Genomic DNA, 11,897 nt, shown 5'->3' on the forward strand with positions numbered 1-11,897 from the left:
AGAGCGAGGGCTTAAAACTAATTACAGCAGGGCAATGAGTACATATTTCTTGATGAAATGTAGAGTTCCTTGGTCTCTAATAGGTGCCCAATTTCTGCCCAGAATTCATGAAAAATGATGAAAATAAGTATAAATAAAATAAACAGACGCTTTGAATAAAAGCTTTTGTAACTCATGATATGTTTTTACTAGGTTGAGGGACTCGAACTCTCAAAGAAGATACCAAACTATATTGGTATCTTTTTTTGTTTTTGCATCAGAGTGATCAAATGTTTCTAGATTGAGATGTTGATGCCCGGTTTCGAACAGATTTAAACAATAAAGGACTATTTATCATTTACAAATTACGACAAATACTTCATGTTTTTTGTAATTCAACCTTATTTTATGACAAATATATGAATATTTTGTCACATTGTAAAAGATGTACTTATTTAATATATTTAGAAAAAAGAGAGGGGGACCATATAAAGAACGAGAGTGAAATTCAGAGAGAGGGCTTTTTGCCCAGATTCAGAAACCAATTTTGTAAATGTAAACTTCTTTTAAAAATGGTATTTGGGGTGGGGTTATGAGGAAAGCTTTTTTACCTAAGTCTTACAAGCAGCAATTCAGGAAATACTTCATGTTGTTAGCAATCATATTATTAATCGTAAGTAACCTGTTTACTGTTTTGCCTAACACAGTTAAAAAGGCAAAGGCTGTTACTGCGGATAGTAAGTGGCTAACCATGAAATATGATGGGTTTTCCACTGATACTGCAAATCAATTGTTTTATTTAAATGGTTCTGCACAAGTTCCTAATGGGACTGATTTTATACGGCTAACACCAGCATCTGAAACACAAGCTGGGGCAGCTATTAATAAAAATGAGATTTGTCCAAAAGACAATTATTCATTTAGCACAGCCTTTTCGTTTAAAATGAGTAATCCTGGCCCTAAAGGTCCAAGTGACGGGTTAACTTTTACCATACAGGGTGATACAACCAGCTCACTAACTAATGGAGGAAGCCTAGCGTTTTATGGAATTAAACCGAGTTTTACTATTAAATATGACACATTCCTAAACACAGGTTATGGCGATCCTTCTGCAAACTATATCGGACTAGCAGAAAATGGCGATCCGGTTAACAAAGCTGGCTGGTATACTGACCTAGATCAATATAATACAGCTAATGGTACAAACTACGTTTTATCTAACGGAACCCAGTATTATACGTGGATCGATTATGATGGCCTAACTAAGAATGTTCAGGTTCGTCTTGGTACATCACCGGATAGGGCAAGTTCTAAACAAATTTTAGATGTAAATGGTATAGATCTTGGTACTGTATTTAATGGAAAACCTTTTTATGCTGGTTTTACTGGGTCAACAGGATCTCCAAATTATGAGACTCATGATATCTATAACTGGTATTTTGTAAATCACTACAACCCTATTGAGACGCTCAACCAGCAAAATGATTATAAACAAGCGCCTAGCACTGTAAAGGTAACGACTGATCAGTCAAATCAGCAAGGGGGATATAATGTTACTGTAACGTTGCTTGATCCACTAGGTAATCCGGTTCAGGGGGCACCACTTGATTCTTTTACTGCTTCTAGCGGAGAGTTAACTGGACCTAACGGAGAAGCTGTAACAAGTTTAGTTTCTGATGCAGATGGGAAAATTCATGCGATATTGAAAAATGCTGATCATTCTAAAGACATTACAATATCGGCATCCAATGGCTGTGCAAATGATTCTGGTACAATTCCAGCTGGCAACAAGCCACCAACTGCCCCGGATGATTCAAAGACTACAACGGTAAATACGCCGGTCTCCGGAGAAGTAAGCGGGTCAGACCCAGATGGTGATAGTTTAACCTATAAAGAAGGTAAGCAACCAAGCCATGGGACGATTAAAGTAAATGATGACGGAACATGGACCTATACACCTGATAAAGACTATTCTGGTGACGATTCATTTACGATTATTGTTGATGATGGATATGGTGGGACGACAGAAACGACAATCACAATTCACGTTAATTATAACCCTCCATCACTAGAGTCGAAAAAAACTGCGGATCTGAAAGAAAAAGCAGCAGGAAATAAGGATGCTGATCATCCAGAAGTGGGAGACACACTGCTTTACACTATTCAGACTCGAAATACGGTTGAAAACAGTCTTGTGAAAAATCTTGTGATCTCGGATTCTCTTCCGGAAGGATTGGAATATGTTCCAGGAACATTAAAAGTAGATGGTACTGGAGTAAGTGATACCAAGGATGATGATCAGGGGCATTACGTCGACGGAAAAGCTACAGGCGAATTTGGAAATGTAAGCGATACGAAATGGCATGCTGTGACATTTGAAGCCAAGGTGCAGCCGGGGCAATCGGGTAAGGATATTGTTAACACAGCAAGCGTGACAGGGGACAATATTGTTACTCCGGATAAACCAAAACAAGAAGTCAAAGTGTATCCGCGAAATCCTGAACTAGAGTCAAAGAAAACATCTTCTATTCAGGAAAAAGGTGAAGGTAATACTGATGCAGATCATCCTGAGGTGGGGGATACACTTCTCTACAAAATTCAGACTCGAAATATTTCTGAAGACAGTCTAGTAAAAAATCTCGTCATTTCAGATGCAATTCCAGAAGGGCTCGAGTATGTCCCAGAAACATTAAAAGTAGACGGCACTGCGGTAAGTGACTCAGAAGGCGATGACCAAGGTCACTACGCAGACGGCAAAATTATAGGAGATTTCGGTGAAGTCACTGACATGGAATGGCATAATATCACGTTTGAAGTGAAAGTGAAAACGGGCCAAGCAGGTAAAGACATTGTCAACACTGCGAATATCAGCGGTGATAATGTCGACATTCCTAACAAACCTAGTAACGAGGTCAAAGTATATCCGCGTGATCCTGTTTTAGAGTCAGAAAAAGCGGCGAAGAATTTTGACTCGGCTAAAGAAAAATATGAAGTAGGCGACACTGTAGTCTACACCATTAAGGCACGTAATAAAATAACGGAAAGTACCTTAGAAAATCTTGTGATTTCAGATGAGCTTCCAGCTGGTTTATCATATGTAGATGGCAGTTTAAAAGCAAGCAACGGCGGGGAAGCAACAATCAAGGACGGCAAGGTTACTGCTAACTTTGGCGACGTCACTGACACTGAGTGGCGGACTGTGACATTCCAAGCGGAAATTGAGTCCGGATATGCGGAAAAAACGATTAAAAACGTGGCAACCGTTGACGGCGGCAATATCGATTTACCGGATAAGCCCGAAACAAGTATCAAAATTGATCCTAAGGATCCGAAACTAGAATCAAAGAAAACAGCCTCCATTAAGGAAAAAGCTGATGGAAATAAAGATGCGGACCATCCAGAAGTGGGAGACACACTTCTTTACACAATCGAAACCCGAAACACGATTGAAGACAGCCTTGTCAAAAATCTTGTCATCTCAGATTCTCTTCCGGAAGGATTAGAATATGTGTCAGGAACATTGAAAGTAGATGGCACAGAAGTAAGTGATGATCAAGACGACGATCATGGATATTATGCCGACGGTAAGGTGTCAGGTGAGTTTGGGAATGTAACAGATACGAAGTGGCACTCTGTGACATTTGAAGTAAAAGTGAGGTCTGGTCAAGCAGGTAAAGATATCGTCAACACTGCAAACATCAGCAGCGACAATATCACGACTCCTGATAAACCTAGCCATGAGGTGAAGGTATATCCGCGAATTCCTGTTTTAGAATCTGAAAAGACAGCGAAGAACCTTGATACGGACAAAAAGAAATACGAAGTAGGCGACACTGTTGCTTACACGATTAAGACCCGAAATACAGTATCCGACGGTAAAGTGGAAAATCTGGTTATTTCAGATGAACTTCCAGCCGGATTGAAGTATGTCGAAGGCAGCTTGAAAACGAGCAACGGCGGAGAAGCAACAATCAAGGACGGCAAAATCACAGCTAACTTTGGTGATGTTACAGACACGGAATGGCATACTGTGACATTCCAAGCGAAAATTGAGTCCGGCTATGCGGAAAAGACGATTAAAAATGTGGCAACTGTTGATGGTGACAATATCGACACACCGGATAAACCGGGTACAGACATTAAAGTCGATCCGAAAGATCCAAAATTAGAATCAAAGAAAACAGCCTCCATTAAGGAAAAAGCTGAAGGAAATAAAGATGCGGACCATCCGGAAGTGGGCGACACGCTTCTTTACACAATCCAAACCCGAAACACAGTTAAAGACAGCCTTGTTAAAAATCTTGTCATCTCGGATTCTCTTCCGGAAGGATTAGAATATGTTTCGGGAACATTGAAAGTAGATGGTACTGCAGTAAGTGATGATCAAGACGATGATGACGGTAAGGTGTCAGGTGAATTTGGCAATGTGACAGATACGAAATGGCACTCTGTGACATTTGAAGCAAAAGTGAAGTCTGGTCAAGCAGGTAAAGATATCGTCAACACTGCAAACATCAGCGGCGACAATATCACAACTCCTGATAAACCAAGCCATGAAGTGAAGGTATATCCGCGAATTCCTGTTTTAGAATCAGAAAAGACAGCGAAAAACCTTGACACAGACAAAAAGAAATACGAAGTAGGCGACACTGTTGTTTACACGATTAAGACCCGTAATACAGTATCCGATGGTAAAGTGGAAAATCTGGTTATTTCAGATGAACTTCCAGCCGGATTGAAGTATGTCGAAGGCAGCTTGAAAACGAGCAACGGCGGAGAAGCAACAATCAAGGAAGGCAAGGTTACTGCTAACTTTGGCGATGTCACTGACACTGAGTGGCGGACTGTGACATTCCAAGCGAAAATTGAGTCTGGATATGAAGGCAAGACAATTAAAAACGTGGCAACTGTCGAAGGCAGCAGTATTGATAAGCAGGATAAGCCTGAAGCAGACATTACAGTCCAACAGAAAGACCCTGTATCTGACAAACCAGAGGTACCTGGAAAACCAAGCAAGCCTAATAACCCAACTAACACTAGCAATCCAGAAAAGCCAAACCAAACTGAGCCTACAACTAAAGATCAGGGAAGTGACACAGGAAATGAGCTTCCAAATACAGCAACAAATACGTATAATCTGATCCTTGTTGGTTTGGTATTGTTAGTAGCAGGAACTGCACTCTGGTACTTTAGAAGAAAAAGAAATGTCTGATGTTGCATGAAGAAATATCTTCCTATATGCATCATTATTGCTGGACTCGTTTTTACAGGTTACGGAGTCTGGAAAGTGGTGGACATCAATCATAAGACAGAACAAACTTTAGATGAGGCAAAACTTGCACTAAAGAGCCCTTCTAAAAAAAGCGGCGGCTCAGAAAAAGAAGGATTTAAGCCTAAGTTCGGAGAGGCAGTTGGCATTCTGGAGATTCCAAAGATCGACGCAGAGCTTCCGATTGTAGAGGGAACCGATGCGGATGATTTGGAAAAAGGAGTCGGCCACTACAAAGGCAGTTATTATCCAGATGAAAACGGGCAAATTGTTCTATCAGGTCATCGGGATACCGTCTTCCGCCGAACGGGTGAACTGAAAAAAGGTGATCAATTAAAGGTTGAGCTGCCATATGGAAGTTTTTCATATGAAATAGACAAAACAAAAATTGTAGACCAAAAAGATAAGTCTATTATTACATTGCAGCATAATAAAGAGGAGCTCATTCTTACAACTTGTTATCCCTTTTCATATATTGGTAATGCGCCGAAACGATATATTATTTATGGAAAACGGATATGAGAACAAAGATTAGGCTGACGATAATTCGTCAGCCTTTTTATAATAAGAAAGGAATAAAATTCTTAATCAAAATAGGCGAAAAAAGTAAGGACATTCATTGGTTTTGGCTCACCATTTTTTAACCATAATTGATGTAAACGTATAGAAATGATGGGAAATGAATATAAGGAGTGTAATGAAAACAAGCTTTCATAACCAGTGATAAGGATTTACTATGTTGAGGGCCCAGTGGGGTGAATAAACCGTAAAGGTTCAAGTTCTCTCGGCCGCACCCCAATAATACCAAGGGCTTAACCATCTTTGGTGTTATTTTTTTGCGGAAAATACGGCTGTACCGCATTGTGGAGTCCACTAAAAAAGTGCTGACCTCTGCACAACATCGTTGCGCAAGTCTGCACTTTTATTCTGCGATTATGGGGAGTTTATTTTAATCCGTTGTTAGCCGCGCCGATACTTGGCTTTTAGAAGCTTTTTTTAAGTGGCTAAAACTAACAAATTTTTTGCCTTCTTCATCCCATAGGCGGAACTTTAACGATTTAAGGCTTGTTGCCAGTGTAATGGTCGGAACGTTTTGCAATGGTTCAGTGTTGTTATGCACTTTTTCAAGCTTATAGTTTGGGACTCTCGGGCTTAAATGATGAACATGATGAAAACCGATATTGCCTGTTAGCCACTGCATGACTTTTGGAAGTTTATAAAAAGAGCTTCCTTCAACTGCTGCTTTTACATATTCCCAATGCTCATCTTCTTCAAAATAAGAATCCTCAAACGTATGCTGAATATAAAACATCCAAATTCCGAGAGTGCCCGATATCATAAAAATCGGCACCTGAACCAGCAGGAAGTTTTGCCAGCCAATAGCCCAACATAAAAGTGCTGCCAAAGCGACGATCCCCAGGTTCGTTACATACGTATTCATCCGTTCTTTGCGTTTTGCTCCTTTTCGATTAAAACGATTGGCAATCCCGAAAACGTAAATCGGCCCAATAATAAACATAACAAACGGATTTCTGTACAATCGGTACATTATTTTTGTCTTAGTTGAGGCCTCCTTATATTCCTCAACCGTCAGTACCCAAATATCGCCTGTACCGCGTTTGTCCAGATTGCTGCTTGTCGCATGATGGACAGAATGATCGTGTGCCCAATGATCAAAAGGATGCAGAGTCAGAATTCCTGTTAATGTTCCAAGGATTCGATTCGCCTTTCTGTTCTTAAAAAAGGAATAGTGGCAGCAATCATGAAAGATGATGAAGGTTCTCACTAAAAAACCTGCCGCAACTACAGAAATCGCTAATGTAAGGAAATAAGAAATCGACAAGCTCTTATATGCCAAACACCATAACAGGAAAAATGGTACCAATGTGTTAATGATTTGACAAATACTTTTGTGTAAATCGGATTTTTCATAAGGTGTAACCAGTTTTCTCAAAGTCCTTAGGTTTTGTTCTTTCATATTCAAAAGTTTCCCCTTCCCTGGTGATCTTCTAAGTGTAGAAAACGTTTTATAGCCTTTGAAGGCCCAACGTTATACACACCATATATGATAAGTATTCTTCCCATTCATCTGTAAAATTATTGGAAATAATAAACTGATTTCCAGTTCAATTACATCATTTATTAGCAGAGTCAGCCGGGATACAAAAGGCGTATGAAGATTATACCCAGCACTTTATCGGGTCAAACTCTCTCAATGCTCCCCCATGGGGATCGATTTATTTAGACCTTGAACATTGATTGTTTGAAGAAAAAAGGAATGAAGTAATGGGGATATCCATGAGTGACTGTTTGGAAACGTCTGCAGAAACAAAGTTTTACAAGTGAAAAGCCCTGCTTTTAAAAGATTATCTTGCTCTTGAACAAGAAACAGCTGAGCTTTTCATTAATGAAGTACTATTAAGCAAAGAAAGACACTCGTGATTCACTTTTCACGGTGTTTTCAAACCAAAGTTTTTAATAGGCCTCTTACTCTGCGCTGGTATACACATGTTTAACAAATAATGCCATGAATAAATCGGAAATATAATTTGCAGTTATTTCCGATTCCTGATATAATAAAGAAGAATTATTTTTGTTCGGTGTAAAGGATAGTATGAATATTGACTTTTCGTCTTGATGATACTTTGGGCAAGGATAGTATATACTGTGTGGTTACACACTAGGAGGCAACAAAAATGGAACAAGGTACAGTTAAATGGTTTAATGCAGAAAAAGGTTTTGGCTTTATCGAACGCGAAAATGGAGACGATGTATTCGTACACTTTTCTGCAATCCAAAGTGACGGATTCAAATCTTTAGACGAAGGTCAAAAAGTATCGTTTGACGTTGAGCAAGGTGCTCGTGGAGCTCAAGCTGCTAACGTTCAAAAAGCTTAATCTTCAATCGTTTATACAAACAGGCTCTTTATATAGGGCCTGTTTTTTTATGTCTATATCATACTCAATAAAAAACCCTACTCAACGTTCGAGTAGGGAGATGCTACAAGGTAATAGAAAAAGATTTAAAACTTCAAAGGTTTGTTTACAGTATAACATACTGGATTGACAATATGCGGAATGTATATAAATTATTTAATGTTTTGTTCAAATATAACTCTTTGTTTTTTCACTAACCTGTTCGTTAATTTAAGTAAGATTAGATAAATTATAAAAATGGTTTCATTTGGATGTTACCAACTCGCATATCTCTTTTATGAAAAGAAGATAAACAATTATTATTCAATGTGGCAGTGGATATAAGAAATTCTTAAAAATAATGAGGAGATCGATTGTTTTTTCTCCTGGAAATAATCACTTAGAGATACCTAAAACAATGAAAGCCCTACCTCTCTTCCATCCTTACGGCTCCTTGTCCGTGCCAGTGTGAATCAGGATACTAAAAACAAGTGACTATTTTATTGAGTTTTTTGGTAAAACTTCAATCTTCGCAGAAGAAATGTAAATAATAAAAATGGATTAGAATGTAGGAATAACAAAAGAGGTCGTTAATATTCTAAACATAAGTTGGAGAAGATTTGTTTTTTATCATAATATTCCGAAATATTTTTCGGGATGTAATACACTATCTAACCGAAACTTTTTATTTGATTTTCAGTGATTCCTTTAATTACTTCCAGTTCACTAATCAAAAATTCATATGCATTATCCAGCATTTTTTTTTCGCTTGCATTAAGTGCTTTTTCTTTCTTCATACGCATTAAATCACGTACAACTTCAGCGCCTTCTTGTATTTCACCCGTTTTTATTTTGTCCGTGTTTATTTTATACCTTTGCTTCCATGGCAGTAACCTATCTGATTCTCCATGCTGAAAAATGTGCATAATGTGTTTTAATGCAAGTATATCGGTAACTGGTCGTATATTCGAACTCAATATTTTACGCGTTGGAATCATAACTGTCATATTACTGATTGACATTCTTATGACATAATACTGTTGTTTTTCCTCTAAGAATTCTTTTTCTTCTATGGCTTCAATTATACCTGCTCCGTGCATTGGATAAACAATGTTATCGCCAATTTGAAACATATCATCCACCTCCATATATGGTAACCTTCTTAAGATTACCATATATGGAGGTGGAATATCAAACTTTTAATAATAACATGATCGAATTTTTGATGTCAATAACTTTTTTTAAAAAAACAGATCGAGCAAAAACAACATCAAAACAATAGGGGAAAGGTCAATTGATCCGTGTATATCCTGAAACCTCGACTAATTAACATAGATCAGTTTTTCATTGAAAATGAGTTATTCAATTTCCTTTGTAATTCATGACTGAGCTCAATGACATCACAGAAATGATTTGAGTAGATAAGAAGGAACGATATTCGTGAAATGTCAGCTAAAAATATTTTAAAACACATGATTGAGGATCGTTCTCAAATTGATATGGATAACAGCCCACTTACTTAATGATGCATTTTCACTTATCTTGCGGACAGAAAAAGGTTTGCTGATATTGAACATTTTTCCACCGAAATTGGCATTATTATCAAGGAAATTGACAACCTTCAAATGGGTATTGAGGTGAGAAGAAAAATAAAGAAAGGAGAGATAATAAATGAAGACCAGAACAAAAAGAAAAGCAAACTATATAAAAATAGTTTGCTTTTCTTTTTGTTATGAATTCACTTCTTTTTCTTTCTCTTTAATGACTATGTCTCATATGAATATTTTTGTATGATAATGGCGTCATATTCATCGCTTGTTGAAATTTACTTATGAAATAACTGGTACTGTTAAATCCAACTTGATAAGACACTTCTGTCACATTGGATTCAGGGTGTTGCAGTAATAATAAGCTTTTTTGAATTCTATAATCCATTACATAACGTAATGGCGTCTTATTCAGCATTCGTTTAAAATAACGGCAGCACTCAGAACGGCTCAGTTGGCCAGCTTTTGCAATGTTCTCTAATGTGATTTTTTCAGCATAATGGAGATGAATCCAGTTTAACATTTGTTTCATTCGATGACTTTTTATCATTTCAGTTTGATCGTACTCTAATTGAAAACCATTAACGACCAGGTTTTTCCACATTAACGTTAATTGCATGGTAATGTCAATCTCATAGAGCGATGTCTTTTGTTGAATCAATTGATTTATTTTTTTAACAGCATCTAGAATATTTTTTGCCCACTGTTGATTTCCATCCAAAAATAAATAGGGCAAATTGGTTGAAAACATATAGGGCTGAACATAGCTTGAATACAGTTCCTGAGATAAAACGAAATGGGGTGACACATTCAAGCAAATATACGTACAATCCGAGCCTTCCTTTTCTTCGGCCATGTGCAGGCAGCCACTATTGATAAATAATCCATCCCCTTCGTGAACCTCTATTTTTTCTTCATTTATTTGAAAGAGAGCTATCCCTTTTAGTATCAAAACAAATTGGATTTCATCATGCCAATGAAGCGGAATATAGCCATTTATATTTTGATTGATCCTTGTCTCGTAACAGGCAACCGGTAATTCTACCGTTCGGTGCTCTGTTAATTCTTTTAAATTTTGATCGATCACGAAATTCTTCATTCAGACATTCTCACCTCAATATATTTATATTTTTTCATTCGATTTGAGTATTTTTTATGAGGTTATGCATTTATCATAACACTATTATTATATTTATTAGTGAGGAGTCATGTATGAATACTTCCAATAGAAGAATGGGATTGTTCTATGTTATAACAGGGGCGACATGTTGGGGAATTGGAGGCACAGTAGCCAAAAAACTTTTTCAAGAATATCAAATTGATGTCAATTGGCTTGTAACGACACGCTTGCTTACGGCTGGAATGTTGCTTTTAATGCTGCAATTGTTCAGAAAGGATCGGTCTCAGGTTATTGAGGTTTGGAAAAACAAAGCGTCGGCTGGCCAGCTTCTTATTTTTGGCCTATTGGGAATGCTAGCTGTGCAGTACACATATATGGCATCAATTCAACATGGGAATGCTGCCGTTGCTACATTATTGCAATATTTATCCCCAGTAATCGTCATTATCTACACGCTTTTGCGAAAACAAACGGTTCTTGCCAAACAAGATATCATTACTGTTGTACTTGCTTTAGTGGGTTGCTTTTTTTTGTTAACAAATGGTTCAATATCTCAACTTTCAGTGCCGGCAGCTGCAGTAGTATGGGGAGTTTTATCAGGATTCGCGGCAGCTTTTTATACTTTATATGCCGTTGGTTTATTAAATAAATTTGATTCTCTTGTCGTTGTAGGTTGGGCTATGATTATTGGCGGTTTTGCATTGAGCTTTATCCATCCGCCATGGCAACTGGATTTTCAACGATTAACTGCTGAGGCGTATGCATATATTTTATTTGTGATATCATTTGGAACAATGATTGCGTTCTGGTTCTTCATAAAAAGCTTGGAAAGCCTTTCTCCCAAAGAAACAAGCCTATTAGGCAGTTTAGAACCTCTATCCGCTGTTGTAACAACTGTCGTTTGGTTAAAAGCGCCATTTGGTTCTTTTCAATGGATTGGTGCTATTTGTATTATAGGGATAACTTTAATATTGGCTTTACATAAAGAGCCTTCTATGCAGAGTGAAAAATCTTTATTAAAGATTAGGAATCATGCAAATAGGGATATATAAAGGCTTTTTTGCTTA

General features: G+C 37.7%; 7 protein-coding genes and 1 pseudogene. 5 read left to right on the plus strand and 3 right to left on the minus strand.

The window, feature by feature from the left end:
* Nucleotides 1–625 precede the first annotated feature (625 nt).
* Both AC0OMA_RS02980 and AC0OMA_RS02985 read left to right on the plus strand, forming a co-directional pair.
* On the plus strand, nucleotides 626–5,191 hold the full coding sequence (locus AC0OMA_RS02980; protein WP_474221886.1) for an isopeptide-forming domain-containing fimbrial protein: 4,566 nt from the start codon (nucleotides 626–628) through the stop codon (nucleotides 5,189–5,191).
* Between the two features lie 6 nt (nucleotides 5,192–5,197).
* Nucleotides 5,198–5,770, plus strand: a complete 573-nt coding sequence (locus tag AC0OMA_RS02985; RefSeq protein ID WP_181218303.1) for a class D sortase — start codon at nucleotides 5,198–5,200, stop codon at nucleotides 5,768–5,770.
* A gap of 427 nt (nucleotides 5,771–6,197) precedes the next feature.
* On the opposite strand, the gene desA is transcribed toward AC0OMA_RS02985, so the two are convergent.
* On the minus strand, nucleotides 6,198–7,226 hold the full coding sequence (gene desA, locus AC0OMA_RS02990; RefSeq protein ID WP_181218305.1) for a Delta(5) desaturase DesA: 1,029 nt from the start codon (nucleotides 7,224–7,226) through the stop codon (nucleotides 6,198–6,200).
* Nucleotides 7,227–7,396: 170 nt separating this feature from the next.
* Here desA and AC0OMA_RS02995 point away from each other — a divergent pair.
* Both AC0OMA_RS02995 and cspC read left to right on the plus strand, forming a co-directional pair.
* Nucleotides 7,397–7,507 (plus strand): annotated as a pseudogene (locus tag AC0OMA_RS02995) (molecular chaperone TorD family protein); the annotation flags it as partial.
* A gap of 437 nt (nucleotides 7,508–7,944) precedes the next feature.
* Entirely contained in the window at nucleotides 7,945–8,145 is a 201-nt protein-coding gene (gene cspC / locus AC0OMA_RS03000) for a cold shock protein CspC (RefSeq protein WP_003234247.1), read from the plus strand.
* 689 nt (nucleotides 8,146–8,834) lie between these two features.
* Here cspC and AC0OMA_RS03005 read toward each other — a convergent pair.
* Both AC0OMA_RS03005 and AC0OMA_RS03010 read right to left on the minus strand, forming a co-directional pair.
* Nucleotides 8,835–9,296, minus strand: coding sequence for a CarD family transcriptional regulator (locus tag AC0OMA_RS03005; protein WP_029317377.1), 462 nt, complete (start codon nucleotides 9,294–9,296; stop codon nucleotides 8,835–8,837).
* 625 nt (nucleotides 9,297–9,921) lie between these two features.
* Nucleotides 9,922–10,809, minus strand: coding sequence for an AraC family transcriptional regulator (locus AC0OMA_RS03010; protein WP_474221888.1), 888 nt, complete (start codon nucleotides 10,807–10,809; stop codon nucleotides 9,922–9,924).
* Nucleotides 10,810–10,922: 113 nt separating this feature from the next.
* Here AC0OMA_RS03010 and AC0OMA_RS03015 point away from each other — a divergent pair, with 113 nt between their 5' ends.
* Entirely contained in the window at nucleotides 10,923–11,882 is a 960-nt protein-coding gene (locus tag AC0OMA_RS03015; protein ID WP_474221889.1) for a DMT family transporter, read from the plus strand.
* Nucleotides 11,883–11,897 lie beyond the last annotated feature (15 nt).

It is taken from the genome of Bacillus sp. AMCV2, assembly GCF_056033925.1.